Source organism: Agromyces sp. P2_B3, assembly GCF_056404815.1.
The window spans coordinates 216863-240736 of record NZ_JBFUDH010000002.1 but is presented as its reverse complement, the minus strand read 5'-3'; the positions used below and the strand labels follow the sequence as shown (position 1 = coordinate 240736).

The window sequence follows — 23874 nt, the reverse complement described above, 5'->3', positions numbered from 1 at the left end:
CACTGCCCCTGGGCTGTACCGACCCGTCGGGTAGAACGGGCCCGAGTCCCGGGTAATGGACTCAGTCGCCATCCTGTCAGTCGGGCACGGCCGGGGGCTGGTCCCAAAACGGGGGTGGTCGTCTGCTCGGCGCGCCGTCGGCTGCGCACAGCGGATGCCGCGACCGAGGCTCGGTCGCGGCATCCGCTTGCCCGTCATCACGGGCGCTGTGCGGTCACTCCGTCATGCGGCGGCGCGACCGTGCGGCGGCCATTCCCACCCCGCCTGCGACGAGGAGTCCGAGCGCGGCGGCGAGGAATCCACCCGTCTCGAAGCCCGTGCCAGGGAGGGCGGAGCTCGACGTCGAGGCCGGGACCACGGTGGGCGGCGTGTTCGACGGCGGTGCCGCGTTGCAGTTCGGCGTCGGCGGCGGGTAGACCGCCACGGCGTCGTTCGACGGGTTGATCCGGATCTCGACGACCGCCTCGGCCCGGAGGTCGTAGAACGGCGCACTCGGGTCGAGGACCCACGTGCCGTCGGCGAGGAGCGTCCATCCGGGCCAGTCGATCGGGTTGCCGGCGGCGTCGACCTCTGCACCGGGCCAGAGCTGCTGGCCGGAGATGGCCTGGCCGCTCGTCCACCCCGGGGGATATGCGATCGGGTCGACCTGGGAGGCGCCGTCGGCGAGGATCGCCGCGATGTCACTCGCCGGGATCGACGGGTCGTGACTCGCGAAGGCGGCCGGGGTCCACCAGATCAGCACGATCGGGTTGGCCGACGGGTCGTCGATGTTGTACGGCGTGATCGAGTAGCTGAACAACGGGGTGTCGTTCTGGCACTGCGCCAGAGCGGTCAGGCCGATCGACTTCACCGGCGTGGTCGCCTCGTCGCAGTTGTCGGACTCGTCGGCCTCGTGGCCGATCAGCTCGCCGCTCTCGCTCTCGGCCTCGTACGGCTCGCTGGCCACGCAGGCGCTGTTGACGAGGTCGGGGATCGGGCCGGTGCCGGGTTGGGCCAGGTCGCCGACGGTCACGTCGAACGTGATCGTGATGACGTCACCCGGCTCGATCCAGCCCATGTGCTGCACGGTCATCACGCCGTCCGTCACGTCCACCGGGCCCCACTCCCCCGGGTTCGGGGAGATGACCGCGGAGCCGTCGACGTAGGTCACGCCGTCGGGGAGCTGGTCGGTGACCAGGCTGTGGAACGCCGCGAACTCGCCCTCGTTGGTGATCGTGAGCGTGTAGGTGATGACGTCGCCCTCACCGGAGTCGACCGGCTCGTCGCCCTCGGTGGATTCGTCCTTCACGAGCACGAGGTTCACGTCGCCGACGGGGTGGTCGACCACGCACGGTTCATCCTCCTCGACCACTGGGCACTCGCCGTCGCCGGTCGGCTCGACCACGTTGTGGAGGAGCGTGCCGGATGCGTCGGGGTTGACGGCGACCGCGTAGCTGACGGTCGCGCTGGCGCCCGGCTGGAGGTCGGGGATCGCCCACGTGAGCACGCCGTCGACGGGGCCGGTGAGGCCGGCAGGCAGCGGCATCCAGAGCGTTGCGTTGTCGATGACGTCCGAGACGTCGTCGAGCGCGACGGCTCCGGTGACGAGGACCTGCGACGTGTTCGTCGCGGTCAGGGTGTACGTCACGATGGATCCGGCGGGCACGGTGGCGCCGTCAACGGGATCGGAGCTCTTCTCGAGCTCCCAGAACGGCACCGGGCACGCCGTGAGCGTCACGGGCCTCGAGAGGTCCCCGTACGGGTCGGCCCCGACGCGGTGGAGCACCACGACGTAGTCGCCCGGCGACAGCGGGGTGAAGGAGCCGGAGAGCGTGCCGCTGACCGCCTGGAACGTGAGCGTCCTGACAACCTCAGTGGTACCCGCGACGTACACGGTCAACTCGTAGTCGAACGAGATCGCGAGGTTCGACAGGTCGAAGTCGATGATCCGCGCTTCGGTTGCGACGCTCGGGCACGGCGCCACCGAGAGCAGCACGCCGACCTGCGGCAGGTTGCAGTCGTTCTCGAAGATCGGCAGCAGGTCGAGGTTCAGCCCCGGGAAGTGGTGCTGGCCACCGTCCTTGTCGAAGTAGTCGAACTCGGGGATGATGTCGCCGAAGTCGTGGTGCATCGAGTGCGCGTGGTCGGCGTCGTACTCGTCGTTCGGGTCGCCGTTGGGGTCGATGATCGAGCGCACGCTCGGGCTGATCGCGACATACGGGTTCGTCGCACTCGCCGTCGAGTGGCAGATGTCGACGTGGTCGTTCCACTCCGGGATGGTCGTGACGGGCGGCCCTCCCGCGTCGGCGGGCGCCATGCGCGCCGCTACCTGCGGGGCGCCCTCGTCGGAGAACGTGGCCGCCGACTCGGACCCGTCGGGCGGCGTTGCCGCGGAGCCGGTCTCAGCGGGCGGCGGTGATTCCTGGGTCGCGGCCGGCGGCGCCTCGGCCTCGACGGCCGGTTCTGGCGCGGGCTCGGAGACCGGGTCGGGGGCGGCGGGCTCGGCGGCCGGCTCAGCCGTGGGCTCCGTGGTGACGGATGCCTCGGTCGCGGACGGGTCGGCCGGGAGCTCGTCTGCGGCAGCCAACATGGGCGCGCCGAAGAGCACGAGTGCGCCGACGACGGCGCCGGCCAGTGTGGTGCGGATGCCTCCGCGGGCACGCATTCCGATGGAATGGCGCGCCCGACGGGTATTCCTCATCGGGTACATGACAGCTCCAGGATCGGGTTTGGGAGCCGGCTCGGGTAACGGGTCAGCACCGCCAGTTTGCGCGTGTGACCCATCGCATTCCAAGGATTTCTCGCATTTGCCCCCCGAAGACGGGGCCGCCCTCGGGAGCCACATGGGACCGGTCTACTGCCCCGTCGAGCCGCATCCGCCGCCCCGCCGACGGGTCGCTAGTCTGGAGCCGTGAGCGAGCGCACCCCGATCGACGACGATCCGCTGGGGACCGCGCCGCCGCATCCGGTCTCGCGCAATGAGGCCTTCAAGGAGCGGTTCGAGGAACCGATCAGCCGGGTCAGCGACCTGACGCAACGCACCATGGCGCTGTTCCCGGTGCGCGTGTGGCGGCACTTCCTCGCTCGCAACGGCTTCCTGCTCTCCTCGGGCATGAGCTACCAGGCGCTGTTCGCCATCTTCGCCGCCGTCTACGTCGTGTTCGCCGTCGCGGGCATCTGGCTCACCGCCGACTCGCAGACCCTCAACGCCTTCATCGCCCTGCTCAACTCCTACGCACCGGGGCTCATCGGCGACGACGGCCTCATCTCGACCGACGACCTCTACGCGATCGCGACGACGAGCACGAGCCTCTTCGGCTGGACGGGCGCCGTCGCCCTCGCGGGCCTGATCTGGACGGCCATCGGCTGGATCACGTACTCGAGGATCGCGGTGCGCAGCATCTTCCTGCTGCCGAAGGACACCCGCGCCTACGTGCTGCTGAAGACGCGCGACTTCATCGTCGGGCTCCTGTTCGGCACGATCCTGCTGGCCGCGACCGTGCTCACGGTGGCGACGACCTCGCTCTGGACCTGGCTGGTCGCACTGCTCCACCTGTCACCCGACTCGGTGTGGTCGAACCTCCTGTTCCAGGCCGGATCGATGCTGGTCGTCTTCGTGATCGACGCCGCCGCGCTGGCGGTGCTGTTCCGCTTCCTGTCGGGCGCCGCGATGCCGTGGCGTCGGATGTGGGTCGGGTCCCTGCTCGGCTCGGCGGCGCTCACCGTGCTGCAGCTGCTCGGCGGACTGGTGATCACCGGCGCCGGGAAGAACCCGCTGCTCGCGACCTTCGCGGTCTTCATCGCGCTGCTGCTCTGGTTCCGACTCACCGGCATCGTGATCCTCGTGGCCGCCAGCTGGATCGCGGTCGAGGCCTTCGACCACAACGAGACGCTTCGCCGGGTCACGCCCGAGCAGCTCGTCGAGGAGGAACGCGTCCGCGAGCAGGAGGCGCTGCTCACGGCGGCGCGGGTGCGGGTCAGGCAGGCCAGGGCCGAGCTCGAGCGGGCCGGCTGGTTCGAGCGGATCCCCGCTCGCCGCCGACTCTCGCGGGCTGAGGGCGAGCTCGCCCGTCTCGAGGCGGCCGCCGCCCCACCGGCAGCCGGCGACGTCGGAGGGCTCCCGTAGGATCGAAGCATGCCCTCAGCGAAACCGCTCCGTGTCGCCAGCGTCAACGTCAACGGGGTCAGGGCGGCATTCCGCCGGGGCATGGGCGAGTGGCTCGACGGCCGTGGCGTCGACATCCTCGCGATGCAGGAGGTGCGCGCGTCCACCGAAGACCTTCAGGCGCTGCTCGGCGACGAGTGGGACATCCTGCACGACCCCGCCACGGCGAAGGGGCGCGCCGGCGTCGCGATCGCGAGCCGCAACCGCGCGAGCATCCACCGCGTCGAGCTCGGCGCACCCGACTTCGACAGCGCAGGGCGCTGGCTCGAGGCCGACTACGAGGTCGGCGACCGCATCATCACCGTCGTCAGCGCCTACGTCCACTCGGGCGAGGCCGAGACCGCGAAGCAGGTGGAGAAGTACCGCTTCCTCGACGCCATGGAGGCGCGCCTCCCCGAGCTCGCCGCGCACTCCGAGCTCGCGCTCGTCGTGGGCGACCTGAACGTCGGGCACCGCACGCTCGACATCCGCAACTGGAAGGGCAACGTCAAGCGCGCCGGCTTCCTCCCCGAGGAGCGGGCCTACTTCGATCGCTTCGTCGGCGCCGAGGGCGACGACGACTACAACCGCGGCGGCGGCCTCGGCTGGATCGACGTCGGCCGACGCTTCGCCGGCGAGGTCGACGGCCCCTATTCGTGGTGGTCGTTCCGCGGCAAGGCCTTCGACAACGACACCGGATGGCGCATCGACTACCAGCTGGCCACGGCGCCGCTCGCCGATCTCGCCCTCTCCTACGGCATCGACCGCGCCGCGACCTACGACGCGCGGTTCTCCGATCACTCGCCGGTCGTCGTCGACTACGACCTCTGACCCGCGCTCCCACGACTCCACGACTCCACGACCACGTGACAAGGACCCGCACCGCATGACCACCTCCCGTCCCGTCGTCTTCTCCGGCATGCAGCCGTCGAGCGACTCCCTGCACCTCGGCAACTACCTGGGAGCGCTCGTCAACTGGGTCGCCCTGCAAGACGAGTACGACCCCATCTACTGCGTGGTCGACCTGCACGCCATCACCGTCCAGCAGGATCCCGCGGCGCTCCACGCCAACGTGCGCCGAACCGCCGCGCAGTACCTCGCGTCGGGGGTCGACCTCGAGCGTTCGACGCTCTTCATCCAGTCGCACGTGCCGGCTCATGCCGAGCTGGCGTGGGTGCTCGGCACCCTCACGGGCTTCGGCGAGGCGAGCCGCATGACCCAGTTCAAGGACAAGTCGGCCAAGCAGGGGGCGGATGCCACGACGGTGGGCCTGTTCACCTACCCGGTGCTCATGGCGGCCGACATCCTGCTCTACGGCACCCAGCTCGTGCCCGTCGGCGATGACCAGCGCCAGCACCTCGAGCTCACGCGCGATCTCGCGGGTCGCTTCAACTCACGCTACGGCGAGACGTTCGTCGTGCCCGAGGCCCTCATCCCCAAGGAGTCGGCGCGCATCTACGACCTGCAGGAGCCGACGGCGAAGATGTCGAAGTCCGCCGTCTCCGAGTCGGGTCTCGTGAAGCTCATGGACGATCCCGCGGTCACCGCGAAGAAGTTCCGGAGCGCGGTCACCGACACCGGTCGCGAGGTGCACTACGACCCGGCCGAGAAGCCGGGCATCTCGAACCTGCTCGACATCCTGGCCGCGATCACGGGGCGCCCCATCACCGAGCTCGAGGCCGAGTACGACGGCCGCGGCTACGGAGACTTCAAGAAGGACGTCGCCGACGCGGTGGTCGACCGCCTGGCGCCCATCCGGGCGCGCACGCTCGAGCTGCTCGAAGACCCGGCGGAGCTCGATCGGTTGCTCGCGATCGGAGCGGAACGGGCGAGCGAGCGGGCCGAGCGCATGCTCGCCGCGGCGTACGACCGCGTCGGCTTCACGCGCCGGGCGTAGCGTGCGACCGGTCACCCTGCGCACGGCGCGGCTCACCCTCGACGAGCCCCGCCTCGCCGATGCCGAGCTCGTGACCGAGTACTGCCAGGATCCGTTGTTCGAGCGGTACCTCACGACGCCGTGGCCCTACACGAGGGCTGACGCCGACGCATTCCTCGGATCGTATGTGCCCGAGTCGTGGGCGAGCGGCCGGGAGCTGACCTGGGCGATCCGAGACGTCGACGGCGGGCCGGTGATGGGCATGATCAGCGTGCGCGAGGCGCAGCACGAGCTAGGCTTCTGGCTGGGTGCCGCACACCGGGGCAGCGGCCTCATGAGCGAGGCCGCCACGGCCGTCACGGAGTGGGTGCTGGCCGGCGGCATCCGCGGCGCCACCTCGTTGATGTGGCGCGCCGTCGAGGGCAACACCGCCTCGGCAAGGGTGGCGCGTGCCGCGGGATTCCGCCGCATCGAGCCCGTCGCGCCGACCGTGCCGACACGCGACGGCGGCACGTTGCCCGCGTGGCACGCGGTGCGCACGGAGCCCGTCGATCCGCGCGTCCACGAGAGCTGGCGCCCGATCCTCGGCGGCGATCGATGACCTCCCCGGCAGCCGCCCCGACGGCGACCCCGGTCGTGCTCTTCGACCTCGACGACACGCTCATGGCACATCGCGAGGCGGTCGCGACCGGCATCGCCCGTCACATGCGCGCACGTGCATATCAGGGCGACGAGCGAGCAGCCGCGCAGCGCTGGCACCAGCTGGAGGAGCAGCACTACACCTCCTATCTCGAGGGCTCCCTGACGTACGAGGGCCAGCGCCGCGCCCGAGCCGCCGCCTTCGCCGAGGCATTCGGCGAAGACCTCGACGAGGCCGCGGCGACCGCCTGGTTCGGGGAGTACGTCCGGCACTACCGCGACGCATGGACCCTGCACGACGACGCGCTGCCCGCGCTCGACGCGATCGCCGCCGCGCTGCCGAGCGTGCGCTACGGCATCATCACGAACGGCGAGCTCGCGTTCCAGACCTCGAAGGTCGAGCGGCTGGCGCTGCAGGCGCGCATGGAGCACGTCGTCGCCTCGGGCGACGTGGGCATCGCGAAGCCCGACGTGCGCATCTTCCACGAGGCGCTCCGGCGCTTCAGCGGCACCGCGGCGGTCTCGGCCGGCGCATACGTCGGCGACCGCCTGCGCACCGACGCCATCGGCGCCGCCCGTGCCGGGCTCCTCGGCGTCTGGCTCGATCGCCACGGCGTCGAACCGGTCGCCGCCGACGCTGCCGAGGCCGACGAGGTGGGCGTGGTGCGCATCCGAGGACTCGACGAGCTCCCGGCCCTGCTCGCGCAGCGCCTCGGCCGACCGAACGCATAGGGCGCAGCAACTCGCGCGAGAGCACGACCCGAGAACGAGGAACGGGCCGGACGCACCCCCATGCGTCCGACCCGTCGTCCCACCGTACCTGCGGTGGGGGCTACGCGACGTCCTCGTCGACCCAGTCGAGGGTCTTCGTGACGGCCTTCTTCCAGTTGCGATCGAGCCGCTGCCGCTCCGCCTCGTCCATCCCGGGCGTCCAGCGGCGGTCCTCCTGCCAGTTCGCACGCAGCTCGTCGAGGCCCGACCAGAACCCCACCGCGAGGCCGGCCGCGTACGCGGCGCCGAGGGCGGTCGTCTCGGCGACGACGGGTCGCACCACGGGAACCCCGAGGATGTCCGCCTGGAACTGGAGCAGCGTGTCGTTGGCGGTCGCGCCGCCGTCGACCCGCAGCTCGCTGAGGTCGATGCCCGCGTCGGCGTTGACGGCCTCCACGACGTCGCGGGTCTGGAACGCGATCGCCTCGAGGGCGGCGCGAGCGATGTGGCCCTTGTTCACGTACCGGGTGAGTCCGACGAGCGCGCCGCGCGCATCCGGTCGCCAGTACGGCGCGAACAGCCCGGAGAACGCGGGCACGAAGTACGCGCCGCCGTTGTCCTCCACGGTCGCAGCCAGCGCCTCGACCTCCGACGCCGACGAGATGAGTCCGAGGTTGTCGCGCAGCCACTGGATCAGCGAGCCGGTCACGGCGATCGAACCCTCGAGCGCGTAGTGCACGGGTGCGTCGCCGAGCTTGTAGCCGACGGTGGTCAGCAGGCCGTTCTTCGAGTGGACGATCTCCTCGCCCGTGTTGAAGATGAGGAAGTTGCCGGTGCCGTAGGTGTTCTTCGCCTCGCCGGCGTCGAAGGCCGCCTGGCCGAAGGTGGCTGCCTGCTGGTCGCCGAGGATGCCGGCGATCGGGGTCTCGCGCAGGAGGGAGTGCTCGTTCGCGACGCCGTAGACCTCCGACGACGACTTGATCTCGGGCAGCATCGAGCGCGGCACGCCGAACGCGGCGAGGATCTCGTCGTCCCACTGGAGCGTCTCGAGGTCCATGAACATCGTGCGGCTCGCGTTCGTGACATCCGTCGCGTGCACGCCCCCGTCGACGCCGCCCGTGAGGTTCCACAGCACCCAGGTGTCGGTGGTGCCGAAGAGCAGGTCGCCCGCGTCGGCCTTCTCGCGTGCGCCGGGCACGTTCTCGAGGATCCACACGATCTTCGTGCCCGAGAAGTACGTGGCGAGCGGCAGGCCGACCCTGGCCTTGAACCGCTCGACTCCGCCGTCCGCGGCGAGGCGGTCGACGATCGACTGGGTCCGGGTGTCCTGCCAGACGATGGCGTTGTACACCGGCTCGCCGGTGGTGCGGTCCCAGACCACCGCGGTCTCGCGCTGGTTGGTGATGCCCACGGCGGCGATGTCGTGGCGGGTCAGGTTCGCCTTGCCGAGCGCCTGTCCGATGACCTCGCCGGTGTTGCGCCAGATCTCGGCGGGGTCGTGCTCGACCCACCCTGCCCTGGGGAAGATCTGCTCGTGCTCGAGCTGCCCGGTCGAGATGATCGACCCGGCCTTGTCGAAGATGATCGCGCGCGACGAGGTGGTGCCCTGGTCGATCGCGAGGATGTAGTCGGCCATCTGAGAAACTCCGTTGCTTCAGTGAATGGGTGGGATGAGGGGTGAGCGGATGCCGCGGCTCAGCCGAGGATCGGCAGGAGCGGGATCGCGGCGAGACCAGCGAGCACGCCGCCGATGATCGGTCCGACGACCGGGACCCACGAGTACGACCAGTCGCTGCCGCCCTTGCCCGGGATGGGCAGGATGGCGTGCACGATGCGGGGGCCGAGGTCGCGGGCGGGGTTGATCGCGTACCCGGTGGGACCGCCGAGCGAGGCGCCGATGCCGATCACGAGGAGCGCCACGGGCAGGGCGCCGAGCGCGGCGAGGCCGCCGTCGCCCTGGCGTCCGCCGCCGAAGCCGATGACGACGAAGACGAGCACGAACGTGCCGATGATCTCGGTGACGAGGTTCCAGCCGTAGGAGCGGATGGCGGGACCGGTCGAGAAGACCCCGAGGGTGTTCGCGGCATCCGGTTCGGCGTCGAAGTGCTGCTTGTAGGCGAGCCAGCAGAGCACGGCCCCGATCATGGCGCCGATCATCTGCGCCGAGATGTAGGTGAGCACCGACAGGACGTTCACCGGCACCCCCATGCCGAACTCGGTGGCGCCGTTGGCGACGAGGCCCAGGGTCACGGCGGGGTTCAGCTGCGCTCCCGACGCGTACGAGACCGTGACGCCGGCGAAGACCGCCAGGCCCCAGCCGAAGTTCACCATGAGGAACCCGCCGTTGTTGCCCTTGGTGCGCACGAGTGCGACGTTGGCGACGACGCCGCAGCCCAGCAGCACGAGCAGTGCGGTTCCGACGAGTTCCGACAGGAACACGATTCCGAGATTGTCCACGTTGACCTTTCTTCTCTGCGTGACGAGGGCGCCGCTCGGCGGCCTCGTGTGGTGTCCGGGGCGATCGGCCCCGACGTAACGTACCGATCGGCCGGGGCGCCGCGGGGCGGTTTCGCCTGCACATGCGTGCAGATCTCACCGCCCCGGCGGCGGGTGGCCGGGCCGGGTCAGGCGGCGGAGACGACCTCGTCGAGGCGCACGCCGTGGCGCTCGGAGAGCAGCCGGCGGGTCGACTCGACCTCCTCCGTGCGGCGCGCCGGATCCCAGCCGAGGACGTCCGCGGCGAGGTCGGCCAGTTCCTCGAGGAGCGGCGTCGAGAGAGCTCCGGTGAAGGCGATGCTCGTGCGGCGGAGCACCAGGTCGGGCAAGTGCACGACGCGCTCGTTGCGCAGCAGCCACGCGATCTCCCCGCGGGTGTACGACGCGTGGTGCGCGAGCGGGCGGTCGCCCTGGCCGGCGGTCTCCGCGAGGAGCACCTCGGCACGGGTGCCGTAGCGCTCGAGCAGCTCATCCGCGCGGACACGGCCCACCTCGTCGCCGTGCGAGGCGAGCCAGACCTGTCGGGCATCGTCGGTGGCCGGGTAGCCCGCTCCCCCGCCGATGGCCAGACCGCGCGTCGAACGCGTCCGCTCACGCCCGAGGAGGTCCAGGACCTCGTTCGAGAGGTGCTCGGCCAGCGCCCGGAAGGTGGTCCACTTGCCCCCGACGAGCGACAGCACGGTCGTGTCCGGCCGCGCTGCGGCATCCGAGCGCTCGATGCGGTAGTCCCGGCTGACGAAGCCGGGCTGCGTCTCGTCGTGGCGGGGCAGCGGACGCACCCCCGAGAAGCGGTAGACGATCTGCGAACGGTCGACGTGGACGTCTGGGAAAACGTGCGCGACGAGCTCGAAGAAGTAGTCGACCTCCTCCTCGGTGCACACGGCGGGCTCGCGCATGTCGTGCTCGAGGTCGGTGGTGCCGACCATGACGCGCCCCTTCAGCGGGTAGATCAGCACGATGCGACCGTCCTCGTGCTCGAAGAAGATCTCGCGTCCGCCCGTCGCGGCGAGCAGCTCGTCGTTGTCGAGCACGATGTGCGAGCCCTTGGTGCCGCCCATGAACGCCGTCCGGCGGCCGAGGTCGCCGTTCGTCAGGTCGGTCCAGGGCCCTGAGGTGTTGACCACCACGTCGGCGGCGATCGCGAACTCCTCGCCCGTGAGGCCGTCGCGCACGCGCACGCCCTCGGCGTCGAGCCCGACCGCGGCGAGGTGGTTCGCGGCTCGGGCGTGCGGGCCGGCAGCGAGCCCGTCGAAGAGCACGTCGAGCGCGAGGCGCTCGGGGTCGTGCATGCTCGCGTCGTAGTACGTGGCCGTGTACTTCACGCCGGGGTTCAGCGCGGGCAGCTCGGCGAGCGACCGCCGACGTCCGTGGAAGCGGTGCCTGGGCACGGCGCCGCCGTCGCGGGAGAAGGCGTCGTAGATGGTGAGGCCCGTCTTGATGAGGGCGGCCCCACGCTCGGTGGGCTTGCCCTGGCGATGCGTGAGGAATCGCAGCGGCGCCGAGAGGATGCCCGAGAAGGTGGAGAAGATCGGCACGGTCGTCTCGAGGGGCTTCACGTAATGCGGCGCGATGCGGATGAGCCCGTTGCGCTCCTCGACCGACTCCTGCACGAGCCGGAACTCGCCGTTCTCGAGGTACCGGATGCCACCGTGGATCATGTGCGACGACGCCGACGACGCGCCCGAGACGAAATCGTCGCGCTCGACGAGCACGACGTCGACGCCCTGGAGGGCCAGGTCGCGGAACGTGGCGATGCCGTTGATGCCGCCGCCGATGATGAGCACGTCGGCGGACGGGCGGGCGCGGAGCGCCGCGACATCCGTGCGCGTGCCGTCGATTCGGCCGTGCTCGTGCGGCTGCGGGGTCGTGGGATGCGGAGACATCGCTGTCCTCTCGATGCGGGTGCGGGTGCAGTGGTGCGAGTGGTGCTCGACCGCGTCGGCTTGCGTCGATCGGCCGGGTGTGGATGAATACATCGTGAGCACGAGCGCACGCTGTTGCAAGCCGTGTGAACATATGTGCAAGGGGACCGGATGAGTGAGAACGAGCCGCGAGCGACCGTCGAGGGCGGCGACTCCGTGAACGGCAAGACCAGGGACGCACTGCGCGCCGCGCACCTCTACTACATGCAGGACCTCACGATGGACGCGATCGCGCACGAGCTGCACACCTCGCGTTCCTCCGTCTCGCGCCTGCTGAGCCACGCGCGGGCCAGCGGACTGGTCGAGATCTCGATCCATTCGCCGCTCGACCTCCCGAGCCGCATCGAGCAGGAGATCCTCGCGCGGCACGAGGTGCGGGCGCACGTCATCCCGGTGCCCGACCACGCCAGCGACGTGGACCGGCTCGATCGCGTCGCGCTCTCGGCTGCACGGATTCTCGGCCAGTACGTCGACTCGAACCAGGCCATCGGCGTGGCCTGGGGGTCGACGATGACCGCGATGAGCCGGCACCTCGTGCCGAAGGCCACCCACAACACCGAGATCGTGCAGCTGAACGGCGCCGGCAACGTGCGCACGACGGGCATCCTCTATGCGAGCGAGCTCCTGCGCCGCTTCGGCGACGCGTTCGGCGCGCGGGTGCAGCAGTTCCCGGTTCCCGCGTTCTTCGACGACCCGGCCACGAAGCGGGCGTTCTGGAAGGAGCGCAGCACGCGGCGGCTCCTCGACCTCCAGGGGCGCCTCGACGTCGCGATCTTCGGCGTGGGGTCGCCGTTCGCCGAGGTGCCGAGCCATGTCTACCAGGGCGGCTACCTCGAGCGGGCCGACTACGAGGGGCTCAGTCGCGAGGGCGCCGTGGGCGACGTGGCCACCGTCTTCTACCGCGCCGACGGCACGAGTGAGGGCATCGCCCTGAACGAACGTGCGACCGGACCCGACTTCGCCGTGCTCCGGCGTGCGCCCCGGCGGATCTGCGTCGTCTCGGGGCGGGCCAAGCTCCCGAGCCTGCGCGGTGCGCTCGCGGCCGGTCTCATCACCGACCTCATCGTCGACGAGGGCACCGCCCGGGCGCTCGTCGAGGCGTGACGAGATCGTGACCACCAGGCCACGGCCGCCGGGTTAGCGTATGGATGCCGCACCCGAGCGGCATGGCGGAAGGAGCGGCGTGGAGGCAGGCGACGACCCGACGCCGCACCGGCCCGACCCCACGCCGCGCCGGTCCCGACCGCCCGTGGCCGCCATCGTGGCCGGCACGGCCGTCGCACTCGCGCTCGGCGTCCTCGGACATCAGTGGATCTCGACCACCGCCTACGAGGAGGTCTGGAGCGCCCTCGCCTCGACCGAGGCCGAGCTGACCGAGACGATCGACGACTACGAGGCCGGGCTGGATCGCTCCGACGCCGTCGCCGCCCGGGCCGAGGCGCTCCGCACGGTCGTCGGCGGCGACCTCGTCTCCCCCGACCTCGTCGAGGCCCTGGGCGCCGAGACCGATGAGCTGACCGCATCCCTCGACACGGCGCCCGCCGCGAGCGGCCCCCTCACCGGCCTCTTCGACGAACCCACGGAGTTCTCACCGGCCTGGGAGCGCTACGCCGATCTCGTCGCGATGGCCGAGGCGCTTCCCGAGCGCGCCGAAGCGCTCGAGACCTTCCGGCAGGCGGAAGCCGACGTGCGACGGGCTCGCGAGACGGTCGCCGAGCGCGTCGACGCGGTGTTCGCGGATGCCAGGGAACGAGCGGACGCGGAGATCGCATCGCACCCCCTCGCGACGTACCGCACGGTGCTCGACGTGCGGCACCTCATCGACGGCAGCGGCGTCGACGGCCAGTCGAACAGCGCGACCGGGTTCACGCAACTGGTCGACGCGGTCACCGCGCTGCGCGCATCGCAGGCCGCCGTCGAGGCGGCGCGAGCCGAGTATCCGCGCCGAGCCGAGATCGAGGACTTCGCCCGATCCATCTCGCAGGGCGTCACGCTCGACTTCGAGTGGGCGTACGAGGTGGCGGGCGTGCCGAGCGACGGCTGGTACGCCGGCACGGCGGAGTTCTGGCCCGAGGACGGCGGTTGGGGTCACATCACCCTGACGTACAGCATCGACGACAGCTGGGACGACCGGAACGCCGAGGCGGTGGTCGTGCACGAGGTCGGCCACACGCAGGCGATCCGCCCGACGTGCGCCCCCATCTTCGAGGGCGCCGAGTTCCGGCGCGACCACGAGATGTGGGCGACCGCGTGGGCGATCGGCATGGGCTACGACCTCCCCGGGGCCGGCATCGAGGCCTACGGGCGACCCACCGACGCACAGATCGCCGCCGCCGCGCAGTGCCGCTGAGCGAGGTGCGCCGTGCGGCGCCGGATGACGGGAATAGCCGGGCCGCGCACGCGTTGACCTAGAATCGACACGACAAACGTGCTCCGGGGTCGGTGGAAATCCGAGCCGGCGGTGACAGTCCGCGAGCTGCGAGCGTGAGGCCGAGAGGCCCCGCACGAGCGGTTGAACCGGTGGAATTCCGGTACCGACGGTGAAAGTCCGGATGGGAGGCGGCACGTGTCGGCTGCGCTGTGCGCAGCCGATGGAGGCGGTGGTCGACACCGCGGCATCGCCGATGCATCCCCCGGAGCCCTCAGGACAGGACACGGGATGACGACGGGTGAGCACACGATGGCGGATGCCGCAGCGATGCGCCGCGCCCTCGAGCTCGCCGTTCGCGGCCCCGCCCGCGGCGTCAACCCGCGCGTCGGCTGCGTCATCCTCTCGCCGCACGGCGACGTGCTCGCCGAGGGCTGGCATCGGGGCGCGGGCACCGCGCACGCCGAGGTCGACGCGCTCGGAAAGCTGGCCCCCGGCGCGGCCGAGGGCGCGACCGCCGTCGTGACGCTCGAGCCGTGCAACCACACGGGTCGCACCGGCCCCTGCGCGGTCGCCCTCATCGACGCCGGCATCGGCCGCGTCGTCTACGCGGTCGCCGATCCGGGCGAGCATTCCGCCGGCGGCGCCGAGCGCCTCCGCGAGGCGGGCGTGGCGGTCGAGGGCGGCGTGCTCGGCGCCGAGGTCGAGGCGATGCTCGACGACTGGCTCTTCGCCGCGCGGCACCGGCGCCCCAGGGTGACGGTGAAGTGGGCGTCGAGCCTCGACGGCCGCGCCGCGGCATCCGACGGCTCCAGCCAGTGGATCACCGGCCCGGCCGCCCGCGCCGACGTGCACCGTCGCCGCGCCGCCGCCGACGCGATCGCCGTGGGCACCGGCACCGTGCTCGCCGACGATCCGGCGCTCACCGCACGCGACGCCGGCGGCGGGCTCGTCGACGAGCAGCCCGTTCCCGTGGTCTTCGGGCGACGCCCGGTGCCCGCGGGCGCGGCCCTCACGCGGCATCCGCACGCCCCAGTGCTCCTCGAGGGCGCCGATCTGGCCGCCGACCTGCACGAGCTGCAGCGCCGCGGCATCCGCTCGCTCTTCGTCGAGGGCGGGCCCACGCTCGCGAGCGCGTTCCTCGCCGCCGGCCTCGCCGACGAGGTGCTCGTCTACCTCGCGCCCGCGCTGCTCGGCGGACCCCGCCTCGCGGTCGGCGACCTCGGCATCTCCACCATCACCGGCGCCCGGCGCCTCGACTTCGCCGCCGTCGAGCGGCTCGGCGACGACCTCCTCGTCGTCGCCCACCCCAGACCGACCGAAGGGAACTGACGCATGTTCACCGGAATCATCGAGGAGCTCGGCACCGTCACGCGCGTCGAGCGCAGCGCGGATGCCGCGCGGCTCACCGTGCGCGGACCGCTCGCCGTGCAGGGCGTGAAGCACGGCGACTCGATCGCCGTCTCGGGCGTGTGCCTCACCGTCGTCGACTTCGACGGCGAGTCGTTCACGGCCGACGTCATGGCGCAGACGCTCGCGATGTCCACCCTCGATGCCGCGGCCGAGGGCCTCCCGGTCAACCTCGAGCGCGCCGCCCTCGTCGGCGACCGCCTCGGCGGCCACATCGTGCAGGGCCACATCGACGGCACCGCCCGCGTGCTCGAGATCCGTCCGGGCGACGCGTGGCGCGTCATCCGCTTCTCGCTCGACGACACCCACGCCCCGCTCGTCGTCGACAAGGGCTCGATCGCCGTCGACGGCGTCTCGCTCACGGTGAGCGCGCTCGGCGACGAGCCCGACGGGTCGTGGTTCGAGGTGTCGCTCATCCCCGAGACCCTCGCCGCCACCACCCTCGGCCGTCGCGAGGTCGGCGATCGCGTGAACGTCGAGACCGACATCCTGGCCCGGCACGTCGAGCGGATGCTGCGACTCGACACGCATCGCGCCCTGCCGTCGTCGCTCGCCGAGTCGTCGCTCGCCGAGCCATCGCTCGCCGAGCCGCCGACCGCCGAGCCGCCGGCGCACACCACGAGCGTGGGGAGCCTCGCATGAGCCTGGCCACGATCCCCGAGGTGCTCGAGGCGCTGCGTGCGGGCAAGCCCGTGCTCGTGGCCGACGACGAGGCGCGCGAGAACGAGGGCGACGCCATCATGGCCGCCGAGTTCGCCACGCAGGAGTGGATCGCGTGGATGGTGCGGCACACGAGCGGGTTCCTCTGCGCGCCCATGCCGAATGCCCTCGCCGACCGGCTCGAGCTGCCGCTCATGACCGAGCGGAACGAGGACCTGCGCGGCACGGCGTACACGATCTCGGTGGACGCGGCCGACCGCACCTCCACGGGCATCAGCGCCGCCGACCGCGCGCACACCCTGCGCGTGCTCGCCGACCCCGCGTCGACGCCCGATCGGCTGATCCGCCCGGGTCACGTCATCCCCCTGCGGGCGGTCGACGGCGGCGTGCGGGAGCGCGCCGGCCACACCGAGGCGGCGGTCGACCTGATGCGCCTGGCCGGGCTCTCGCCCGTCGGCGTGATCGGCGAGATCGTGGCCGACGACGGCGAGATGATGCGGCTCCCCGGGCTGATCGAGCTGGGCGCCCGCGACGGACTGCCCGTGACCACGGTCGCGGCCCTCGTCGCCTGGCTGAACGAGTGGCACGCCGACGTCGACGATGCCGACGGGGCGGGCCCGGTCGCCGTGCCCGAGTCGTCGCGCGTCGCCTTCGAGGTCGAGACCTCGCTGCCGACCGACCACGGCGTGTTCACCGTTCGCGCCTACCGCGACCGCAGCACGGGCGCCGACCACGTGGCCATCATCCACGGCGACCCGGCGAACGACGCGGCCGGCGCGGTCGTGCGCGTGCACTCGGAATGCCTGACCGGTGAGGCGTTCGGGTCGCTGAAGTGCGAGTGCGGCCCGCAGCTCGACGCCGCGCTCGACGAGATCCAGGCCCGCGACGGCGTCGTGGTCTACCTGCGCGGGCACGAGGGCCGCGGCATCGGGCTCATCAACAAGCTGCGCGCGTACCGCCTGCAGGAGGACGGCCTCGACACGCTCGACGCCAACCTGGCGCTGGGCCTCCCGGTCGATGCCCGCGACTACGGGGCCGCCACGGCGATCCTCACCGACCTCGGCATCGACACGGTGCGCCTGCTCACGAACAACCCCGACAAGGTGCGCCAGCTCGAGTCCCACGGCATCCGCGTCGCCGAGCGGCTCCCGCTCGTCGTCGGCGTGGGCGCCGTCAACGAGGGCTACCTCGACACCAAGCGTCGCCGCATGGGCCACGCCATCGACGATCAGCAGCTGACGGATGCCGCGGCTGAGACCCTCCTGGAAGGACACGCATCATGAGTGGATCAGGCTCCCCCGAGCTCGACGTCGACGGCACCGGCCTCCGGGTGGTGATCGTCGCCGGCAGCTGGCACGACGAGATCACGAACGGGCTCATCGACGGCGCCACCCGCACCCTCGAGGCATCCGGCGCCTCGTTCGAGCTCGTGCGAGTGCCCGGCAGCTTCGAGCTGCCCGTCGTGTCGAAGGCGGCGCTCGAGGCGGGCGCCGACGCGGTCGTGGCGCTCGGCGTCATCATCCGCGGCGGCACGCCGCACTTCGAGTACGTCTCCGCAGCCGCGACCGACGGCCTCACCCGCGTCGCCCTCGACACCGGCAAGCCCGTCGGGTTCGGCGTGCTCACGCTCGACGACGAGCAGCAGGGCCTCGATCGGGCGGGCCTGCCGGGTTCCAAGGAGGACAAGGGTCGCGAGGCGGCCGAGGCCGCCATCGCGACGGCGCGGGCGATCCGCGCCGTCTGGCGGTGACCTGCGAGCCTCCGACCTTCGGATGATCTCGGCCCGCTGACGCCGATTCCGTCGTGGCGGCGTTCGCCGGCGCCCTAGGCTCAGGGCATGGACGTCTTGCGCATCATCCTCCTCATCCTCCACTTCGTCGGTCTCGCGATGCTCTTCGGCGGATTCCTGGTGCAGCAGAAGGCGATCGCACAGGGTGAGGGCACCGTGCTGCCCGTCATGTGGCGGGGCGCACTGACGCAGATCGTCACGGGTGTCCTCCTCGTGGCGACCATCCAGATGGGCGACCTGTTCGAGCTGAACAACGTGAAGCTCGCGGTGAAGCTCCTCATCGCGATCGTGATCACGGTGCTCGTCTTCGTCTACCGCACGAAGAAGCCGGCTCCGAGCTGGGCGCTCTGGACGGTCGGCGCGCTGACCTTCGCCAACATCGTCATCGCGGTCGCCTGGCACTGACCCGTCGGCGCGTGCCCGCCGCTCATCGCACGATCACGGCCGCTCGTCGCACCCGGTTCGATCGGCGGATGCCGCGGGCGTAGGGTGTTGCGGTTGCCACAAGCGACGATTCCCGGCCTCCGCGCCCATGCCCACGCCTGATCGACGTGCCGGTCGCGGAGCGGTCCCACACGTTCCACACGTTCCACGGAGTCACGCAGGCGATGTCCTCACCCACCCCAGCGGCCGCGACGGCCGCCACCCCAGTTCCCGCCAACCCGCGCAGCCGTGTCGTGCTCGCGAGCCTCATCGGCACGACGATCGAGTTCTACGACTTCTACGTCTACGCCACGGCGGCGGTGCTGGTCTTCCCCTACCTCTTCTTCCCGCCCGGTGACCCCACCGCCGCCCTGCTCGCGTCGTTCGCGGTGTTCGGCGCGGCCATGGTCGCCCGCCCCCTCGGGGCCGTCATCTTCGGGCACCTCGGCGACAAGCACGGACGCAAGGCGACCCTCGTCGGCGCCCTGCTCACCATGGGCATCGCCACGTTCCTCATCGGCGTGCTGCCGACCTACGCGATGGTCGGCTGGCTCGCGCCACTCCTCCTCGTGATCCTCCGCATCGCGCAGGGCTTCGCGCTGGGCGGCGAGTGGTCGGGCGCGGCGCTCGTCGCTACCGAGAACGCGCCGGCGGGCAAGCGCGCCTGGTACGGCACCTTCCCGCAGCTCGGCGCGCCGATCGGCTTCATCATCGCCAACGGCCTGTTCCTCGTGATCGCCGCGGTGCTGCCCTCGGAGGACCCGTCGATGCCGTCGCAGGCGTTCCTCGACTGGGGCTGGCGCATCCCGTTCCTGTTCTCGGCCGTGATGGTGATCGTGGGCCTCTGGGTGCGGCTGCGGCTCGTCGAGTCCACCGCGTTCTCCAAGGCGTCGAAAGCCGGCAAGCTCGCGAAGCTGCCGCTCGCCAGCGTGTTCCGCAACCACTGGAAGCAGCTCATCCTCGGCACGTTCTTCATGCTGGCGACCTACGTGCTCTTCTACCTGATGACCACGTTCTCGCTGGCCTACGGGCGTTCGCCCGTCGAGCCGCCCGAGGGCGCGCAGCCCGGGCTCGGCTACTCGTACAACACCTTCGTGCTCATGCTCATCGCCGGCGTGGTGTTCTTCGGCATCTTCACCCTCGTGTCCGGCCCCTGGGCCGACCGCTGGGGTCGCCGGCGCACGCTCATCTGGGTCACGCTCGGCATCATCGTCTTCGGCCTCATCTGGGTGCCCCTGCTCGGCGCCGGCTTCTGGGGCGTCATGCTCTGGCTCATCGTCGGCTTCTCGCTCATGGGGCTCACGTTCGGGCCGATGGGCGCGCTGTTGCCCGAGCTGTTCCCCACGAACGTGCGCTACACGGGTTCGGGCATTGCCTACAACGTCTCGTCGATCCTCGGCGCCGCGGTGGCGCCGTTCATCGGCACGGCGCTCTGGGCCGCCGGCGGCGGCAGCCCGTTCTGGGTGGGCGTCTACCTCTCGGTCATGGCGGTCCTCACGCTGATCGCACTGCTGCTCTCCAAGGAGACGAAGGACGTCGACTACGAGGCCGCCGGCGACGCTGAGACCGAGCTCGCCGAGGGCCAGGCCGAGGCCGCCAGCCTGTAGGTCGGCGACCCCGTCGCCCACCGCGATCGACCGGGCGGATGCCACGGGCCCATGCCCGCGGCATCCGCCCTGTTTCATGCTCGTGAACGCTCGGCACGCACCCTTCTCGCCGTTCCCGGCCCGGCGTACCATGGCTGCGAACAGGGCCGTCGAGACGTCCGCCGGCACCGTCGGCGCTCGGGGACCCGGAACGGCGAGCCGCAGATGAACATGACGATGGACATGATGAAGGGCGCCATGTCGTCGTCGGGGAAGCCCATGGAGGGCATGGACCCGGCGATGATGCAGGAGTGTCTGGAGGCCCTCTCCGCGTGCATGCAGGCGTGCATCATGTGCGCCGATGCCGACGCGGGCGAGGGCATGGGCCGCTGCGCGGGCATGTGCGCGAACTGCGCCGACGTCTGCGACACCATGATGCGGATGATGCTGCGCATGAACGGCTGGGACGTGCAGGTCATGACGTCGATGATGCAGACGACGATCATGATGTGCCGGGCCTGCTCGGCCGAGTGCGCGATGCACGCCGAGATGAGCGAGCACTGCCGCATGTGCGCGATGGCGTGCGATCAGGCGGTCATGGCGATGGAGAAGATGATGGGCACCATGAGCGAGGCGATGCCGGTGGCGTGATCGCCGAGATCGCGCGGACGCGGGCCGGCTCGACGCTGCGATCCGGTCCGAGGAAGCTCAGGCGTAGGCGACGCTGAACCGGTCGCGGCCGCGCGCGAGCACGCCGTAGAGCGTGTGCAGCGCGACCGGCTCACCGGCCCGGAGTGCGTCGCCGAACGCATCGTGGTGCCAGACGCGGTGCACCTCGCCGTCGTGGAAGCCGACGACGGTCGCGAAGCCGTGCGCGTCGACGCCCGCGACGACCGCGTCGATCCACTTGCTCGCGGTGGTGGCCGCGAGCCGATCCTGCATCGCGTGCAGGCCGTGTCCGGGCCGATCGCTGCGGCACTCCGATGCCGACTCGCAGCCGCGCATGCCCATCGCCGCGCCCGTGCGGGGCTCGGTGGTGGCGTGCGGCTCGTGGTGCGACATGAGGGCTCCTCGGTGATCGTTGCGGCCACGATACGCGCGGGTCCCCGGGATGTCGCGGGACGGCGTCACACGCGGAAACACGGAGGAGCACGGCGACTGGCCGTCCGCAGTCCGCTCGGCGTGCCAGTCGAGGAAGGCTCGGCGCGTTAGTCGAGGAAGAGGGCGCGGAGTCGGCGGGTGGTGAAGACCAGGCCGATCGCGATCATGACGACGTAGTAGAGCACGTGCCACAGCAGCCCCCACCCGACGTCGCCGGTGGTGAGGCCTCGCACGAGCTCGACGCCGTGCCAGAGGGGCAGCGCCTCGATGACGCGTTGCAGCCACTCGGGGTAGACCGTGATCGGATAGAAGGTGGCCGAGAACAGGAACATCGGCAGCAGCACGAAGTTGATCCAGTCCATCTGCTGGAACGACTTCATGTAGCTCGTGATCGCCATGCCGAGGCTCGCGAACCCGAAGGCGATGAGCAGCACGGCGGGCACCGCGAGCAGCGCCCACCACGACAGGTTGAGCCCGAGCACCTGCATGACGAGCTGGAATCCGACGGCGTAGAGCGCGCCGCGCAGGAGCGCGAGCAGGATCTCGCCGAGGGCCACGTCGAGGGGGCCGAGCGACGTGGAGAGCATGCCCTCGTAGAGCTTCGCGAACCGGATCTTGAAGAACACGTTCCACGTCGAGTCGTAGATCGCGCCGTTCATCGCGGCCACCGCCAGCAGGGCGGGGGCGATGAACGCCGCGTACGGCACGACCTGGCCGCTCGCCGTCGTCACGTCGCCGACGAGCGTGCCGAGCCCGATGCCCATGGCGAGGAGGTAGAAGATCGGTTCGAAGAAGCCGCTCACCACCACCAGCCAGTTCGTGCTGCGCGTCGCGCGCCAGCCGCGGAGCATGACCGCCTTGGCGTTGCCGGAGTAGAGCGAGCGCACCGGCCGGGGCCGGGCGCCGGACTGCGCACGCTGGCGCTGCGTGACGTCGGTCATTTTCCGAGCCTCCGCACGGCGATGCGACGAGCCCAGGCCCACCCCACCACGATGAGCACGACCAGGTAGACGACGTGCACGATGCTGAGCCAGATCGGCTCGGCGTACCCGAAGGAGAAGACCCGCGCCAGCTCGGTGCTGTGCCACAGCGGCGAGATCCACCCGATCCACTGCAGCCAGATCGGGAACGTGGCGAGCGGGAAGAAGGTGCCCGAGAAGAGCGTCATGGGCAGCACCACGAAGCGCATCACCATGGCGAGCTGCCCGGTGTCCTCCTCGAGGGTCGACGTGTAGCCCATGAGCACCGTGCCGAAGGCGAGCCCGCCGAGCAGGCCGGCGACGATCATGCCCACCGCCACCGGCGACGGCGCGGCACCGAACACGAGGATGAGCAGGAGGAACAGCACGAGGTTCACGGTCATGCGCACCGCCACCGAGATGACGATGCCGTCGACGATCTGGGTGGGGCGCAGGGGCGAGGCGCTCATGCCGGTGAAGGTGGGATTCCACTTGTACCCGAGCATGATCGGGTAGGTGAACTCCTCGCTGGCCACCGTGATGGCGGCGCTCGCGAGCAGTGCGGGAGCGACGAACACGAGGTAGCTGACGCCCTCGAGGTCGACGTCGACGATCGTCGCGAGGCCGACGCCGAGCGCATAGAGGTAGACCAGCGGGTTGCCGATGCCGGCGACGACGACGGTACCGGTGTAGCTCTTCATCACCCGGAACCGGTGCAGCGCCACGTACCAGGCGCCCCATCGACGGGTCCGGCGCCCGCCGGCGATCGCCCGGGCGGTGGCCGGGTCGGTCGACACGGCCGAGAGTGGTTCGGTCATTCGATGAGGCTCCGTCCGGTCAGGCGGAGGAAGACGTCTTCGAGGCTCGAGCGGCGCACGAGGCTCGTGATGGGGCGGAAGCCGGCGTCGGTGATGCGCACCAGCTCGGCCTCGCCGTTGTCGCTGTAGACGAGGATGCGGTCGGGCAGCACCTCCATGCGGTCACCGATGCCGGCGAGGCGCTCGGCCACCTCGCTGTTGCGGTCGCTGCCGAACCGCACCTCGAGCACCTCGCGGGAGGAGTAGCGGCGGATGAGGTCGGCCGGCGTGCCCTCGGCCATGATTGCGCCCTTGTCGACCACGACGAGCCGGTCGCAGAGCTGCTCGGCCTCGTCCATGTAATGGGTGGTGAGGAGGAGCGTGGTGCCCTGCTCCTTCAGCCGGAACAGGCGGTCCCAGAGGATGTGCCTGGCCTGCGGGTCGAGACCGGTGGTGGGTTCGTCGAGCAGCAGCACCCGTGGGTCGTTGATGAGCGCCCGCGCGATGGTGAGCCGCCGCTTCATGCCGCCCGAGAGCGAGTCGACCTTGGCCTTGCCCTTGTCCTCCAGCTGCGCGAACGCGAGCAGCTCGTCGGCGCGCTTCGCGACGAGGCGGCCCGGCATGCCGAAGTAGCGGCCGTAGACCAGCAGGTTCTCGCGCACGCGCAGCTCGGCGTCGAGGTTGTCGGCCTGCGGCACGACGCCCAGTTGCGAGCGGATCTCGGGCCCGTGCGTGTCGGGGTCGAGACCGAGGATCGCCAGGCCGCCCGACGTGCGGGTGGAGACCGCGCCGACCATGCGCATCGTGGTCGACTTGCCGGCGCCGTTGGGCCCGAGCAGCCCGAACGACTCGCCGGGCGCCACCTCGAACGAGATGCCGTCGACCGCGGCGAACTCGCCGTAGCGCTTCACGAGGTCCTGGGCGACGATGACAGGTGCTGGCACGGTAGTCCACCGTAGCCGCGGCCGCCGACATCGGCGAGCGGATGCCGCGGCGGCCTGTTGCACGGTCGCA

The 23874-nt window shown here is 71.0% G+C and carries 22 protein-coding genes and 1 riboswitch; of the genes, 14 read left to right on the top strand and 8 right to left on the bottom strand.

Features of this window, described 5'->3' with window-relative positions:
- Positions 1–214: 214 nt before the first annotated feature.
- Positions 215–2644, bottom strand: coding sequence for a DUF7927 domain-containing protein (locus AC1DZA_RS04020; RefSeq protein WP_476771795.1), 2430 nt, complete (start codon positions 2642–2644; stop codon positions 215–217).
- A gap of 246 nt (positions 2645–2890) precedes the next feature.
- Between AC1DZA_RS04020 and AC1DZA_RS04015 the strand changes: the two genes are divergently transcribed.
- The 5 genes from AC1DZA_RS04015 to AC1DZA_RS03995 are packed head-to-tail and all read left to right on the top strand — an operon-like array spanning position 2891 to position 7370.
- Positions 2891–4105, top strand: coding sequence for a YihY/virulence factor BrkB family protein (locus AC1DZA_RS04015; protein WP_476771794.1), 1215 nt, complete (start codon positions 2891–2893; stop codon positions 4103–4105).
- Positions 4106–4114: 9 nt separating this feature from the next.
- Positions 4115–4954, top strand: a complete 840-nt coding sequence (locus tag AC1DZA_RS04010; RefSeq protein WP_476771793.1) for an exodeoxyribonuclease III — start codon at positions 4115–4117, stop codon at positions 4952–4954.
- 55 nt (positions 4955–5009) lie between these two features.
- Positions 5010–6020: a tryptophan--tRNA ligase gene (trpS, locus tag AC1DZA_RS04005; protein ID WP_476771792.1), complete on the top strand. Its 1011-nt coding sequence runs from the start codon at positions 5010–5012 to the stop codon at positions 6018–6020.
- Position 6021: 1 nt separating this feature from the next.
- Complete coding sequence (locus AC1DZA_RS04000; RefSeq protein WP_476763183.1) at positions 6022–6600, top strand: GNAT family N-acetyltransferase; 579 nt, start codon at positions 6022–6024, stop codon at positions 6598–6600.
- Positions 6597–7370 (top strand): HAD family hydrolase, encoded by a 774-nt coding sequence (locus AC1DZA_RS03995; RefSeq protein WP_476771791.1) that lies wholly within the window; start codon positions 6597–6599, stop codon positions 7368–7370. The genes AC1DZA_RS04000 and AC1DZA_RS03995 overlap by 4 nt, the downstream gene beginning before the upstream one ends.
- 100 nt (positions 7371–7470) lie before the next feature.
- Here AC1DZA_RS03995 and glpK read toward each other — a convergent pair whose 3' ends face one another.
- The 3 genes from glpK to AC1DZA_RS03980 all read right to left on the bottom strand — a co-directional run bounded on the left by glpK (position 7471) and on the right by AC1DZA_RS03980 (position 11728).
- Positions 7471–8985, bottom strand: a complete 1515-nt coding sequence (gene glpK / locus AC1DZA_RS03990; protein ID WP_476771790.1) for a glycerol kinase GlpK — start codon at positions 8983–8985, stop codon at positions 7471–7473.
- Between the two features lie 59 nt (positions 8986–9044).
- A complete protein-coding gene (locus AC1DZA_RS03985; protein ID WP_476771789.1) occupies positions 9045–9806 on the bottom strand; it encodes an MIP/aquaporin family protein in 762 nt (253 codons plus the stop codon).
- 167 nt (positions 9807–9973) lie between these two features.
- Positions 9974–11728: a glycerol-3-phosphate dehydrogenase/oxidase gene (locus tag AC1DZA_RS03980; protein WP_476771788.1), complete on the bottom strand. Its 1755-nt coding sequence runs from the start codon at positions 11726–11728 to the stop codon at positions 9974–9976.
- Positions 11729–11878: 150 nt separating this feature from the next.
- On the opposite strand from AC1DZA_RS03980, the gene AC1DZA_RS03975 reads away from it, so the two are divergent.
- From AC1DZA_RS03975 to AC1DZA_RS03935, 9 genes are all read left to right on the top strand, one after another.
- On the top strand, positions 11879–12871 hold the full coding sequence (locus AC1DZA_RS03975) for a sugar-binding transcriptional regulator (protein ID WP_476771787.1): 993 nt from the start codon (positions 11879–11881) through the stop codon (positions 12869–12871).
- Between the two features lie 79 nt (positions 12872–12950).
- A complete protein-coding gene (locus tag AC1DZA_RS03970) occupies positions 12951–14117 on the top strand; it encodes a hypothetical protein (protein ID WP_476771786.1) in 1167 nt (388 codons plus the stop codon).
- A 74-nt stretch (positions 14118–14191) separates the two neighbouring features.
- Positions 14192–14337, top strand: a riboswitch (FMN riboswitch).
- Positions 14338–14426: 89 nt separating this feature from the next.
- A complete protein-coding gene (gene ribD / locus AC1DZA_RS03965; protein ID WP_476771785.1) occupies positions 14427–15467 on the top strand; it encodes a bifunctional diaminohydroxyphosphoribosylaminopyrimidine deaminase/5-amino-6-(5-phosphoribosylamino)uracil reductase RibD in 1041 nt (346 codons plus the stop codon).
- 3 nt (positions 15468–15470) lie between these two features.
- Positions 15471–16187 (top strand): riboflavin synthase, encoded by a 717-nt coding sequence (locus tag AC1DZA_RS03960; protein ID WP_476771784.1) that lies wholly within the window; start codon positions 15471–15473, stop codon positions 16185–16187.
- The gene (gene ribA / locus AC1DZA_RS03955; protein ID WP_476771783.1) at positions 16184–17488 is read left to right on the top strand and encodes a GTP cyclohydrolase II; all 1305 of its coding nucleotides are present in this window, start codon (positions 16184–16186) and stop codon (positions 17486–17488) included. Before AC1DZA_RS03960 ends, ribA begins: the two co-directional genes overlap by 4 nt.
- On the top strand, positions 17485–17955 hold the full coding sequence (gene ribH, locus AC1DZA_RS03950; RefSeq protein ID WP_476762053.1) for a 6,7-dimethyl-8-ribityllumazine synthase: 471 nt from the start codon (positions 17485–17487) through the stop codon (positions 17953–17955). Before ribA ends, ribH begins: the two co-directional genes overlap by 4 nt.
- A gap of 87 nt (positions 17956–18042) precedes the next feature.
- Positions 18043–18399, top strand: coding sequence for a hypothetical protein (locus AC1DZA_RS03945; RefSeq protein WP_476771782.1), 357 nt, complete (start codon positions 18043–18045; stop codon positions 18397–18399).
- Between the two features lie 203 nt (positions 18400–18602).
- Positions 18603–20024 (top strand): MFS transporter, encoded by a 1422-nt coding sequence (locus tag AC1DZA_RS03940; protein WP_309973361.1) that lies wholly within the window; start codon positions 18603–18605, stop codon positions 20022–20024.
- Positions 20025–20075: 51 nt separating this feature from the next.
- A complete protein-coding gene (locus tag AC1DZA_RS03935; protein ID WP_309973363.1) occupies positions 20076–20654 on the top strand; it encodes a four-helix bundle copper-binding protein in 579 nt (192 codons plus the stop codon).
- Positions 20655–20711: 57 nt separating this feature from the next.
- Here AC1DZA_RS03935 and AC1DZA_RS03930 read toward each other — a convergent pair whose 3' ends face one another.
- The 4 genes from AC1DZA_RS03930 to AC1DZA_RS03915 all read right to left on the bottom strand — a co-directional run bounded on the left by AC1DZA_RS03930 (position 20712) and on the right by AC1DZA_RS03915 (position 23804).
- Positions 20712–21065, bottom strand: a complete 354-nt coding sequence (locus tag AC1DZA_RS03930; protein WP_476762050.1) for a hypothetical protein — start codon at positions 21063–21065, stop codon at positions 20712–20714.
- Positions 21066–21211: 146 nt separating this feature from the next.
- Positions 21212–22045, bottom strand: a complete 834-nt coding sequence (locus tag AC1DZA_RS03925) for an ABC transporter permease (protein WP_476762049.1) — start codon at positions 22043–22045, stop codon at positions 21212–21214.
- Entirely contained in the window at positions 22042–22881 is an 840-nt protein-coding gene (locus tag AC1DZA_RS03920; RefSeq protein ID WP_476762048.1) for an ABC transporter permease, read from the bottom strand. The genes AC1DZA_RS03925 and AC1DZA_RS03920 overlap by 4 nt, the downstream gene beginning before the upstream one ends.
- Positions 22878–23804: an ABC transporter ATP-binding protein gene (locus AC1DZA_RS03915; protein WP_476762047.1), complete on the bottom strand. Its 927-nt coding sequence runs from the start codon at positions 23802–23804 to the stop codon at positions 22878–22880. The genes AC1DZA_RS03920 and AC1DZA_RS03915 overlap by 4 nt, the downstream gene beginning before the upstream one ends.
- Between the last annotated feature and the right edge of the window lie 70 nt (positions 23805–23874).

Bases quoted from the DNA above. Each gene is read 5' to 3' on its own strand.
- AC1DZA_RS04020 (WP_476771795.1), bottom strand. From the start codon at position 2,644: ATGCGTGCCCGCGGAGGCATCCGCACCACACTGGCCGGCGCCGTCGTC.
- AC1DZA_RS04010 (WP_476771793.1), top strand. From the start codon at position 4,115: ATGCCCTCAGCGAAACCGCTCCGTGTCGCCAGCGTCAACGTCAACGGG.
- trpS (WP_476771792.1), top strand. From the start codon at position 5,010: ATGACCACCTCCCGTCCCGTCGTCTTCTCCGGCATGCAGCCGTCGAGC.
- AC1DZA_RS03995 (WP_476771791.1), top strand. From the start codon at position 6,597: ATGACCTCCCCGGCAGCCGCCCCGACGGCGACCCCGGTCGTGCTCTTC.
- glpK (WP_476771790.1), bottom strand. From the start codon at position 8,985: ATGGCCGACTACATCCTCGCGATCGACCAGGGCACCACCTCGTCGCGC.
- AC1DZA_RS03980 (WP_476771788.1), bottom strand. From the start codon at position 11,728: ATGTCTCCGCATCCCACGACCCCGCAGCCGCACGAGCACGGCCGAATC.
- AC1DZA_RS03975 (WP_476771787.1), top strand. From the start codon at position 11,879: ATGAGTGAGAACGAGCCGCGAGCGACCGTCGAGGGCGGCGACTCCGTG.
- ribD (WP_476771785.1), top strand. From the start codon at position 14,427: ATGACGACGGGTGAGCACACGATGGCGGATGCCGCAGCGATGCGCCGC.
- AC1DZA_RS03960 (WP_476771784.1), top strand. From the start codon at position 15,471: ATGTTCACCGGAATCATCGAGGAGCTCGGCACCGTCACGCGCGTCGAG.
- ribA (WP_476771783.1), top strand. From the start codon at position 16,184: ATGAGCCTGGCCACGATCCCCGAGGTGCTCGAGGCGCTGCGTGCGGGC.
- ribH (WP_476762053.1), top strand. From the start codon at position 17,485: ATGAGTGGATCAGGCTCCCCCGAGCTCGACGTCGACGGCACCGGCCTC.
- AC1DZA_RS03945 (WP_476771782.1), top strand. From the start codon at position 18,043: ATGGACGTCTTGCGCATCATCCTCCTCATCCTCCACTTCGTCGGTCTC.
- AC1DZA_RS03940 (WP_309973361.1), top strand. From the start codon at position 18,603: ATGTCCTCACCCACCCCAGCGGCCGCGACGGCCGCCACCCCAGTTCCC.
- AC1DZA_RS03935 (WP_309973363.1), top strand. From the start codon at position 20,076: ATGCCCGCGGCATCCGCCCTGTTTCATGCTCGTGAACGCTCGGCACGC.
- AC1DZA_RS03930 (WP_476762050.1), bottom strand. From the start codon at position 21,065: ATGTCGCACCACGAGCCGCACGCCACCACCGAGCCCCGCACGGGCGCG.
- AC1DZA_RS03925 (WP_476762049.1), bottom strand. From the start codon at position 22,045: ATGACCGACGTCACGCAGCGCCAGCGTGCGCAGTCCGGCGCCCGGCCC.
- AC1DZA_RS03920 (WP_476762048.1), bottom strand. From the start codon at position 22,881: ATGACCGAACCACTCTCGGCCGTGTCGACCGACCCGGCCACCGCCCGG.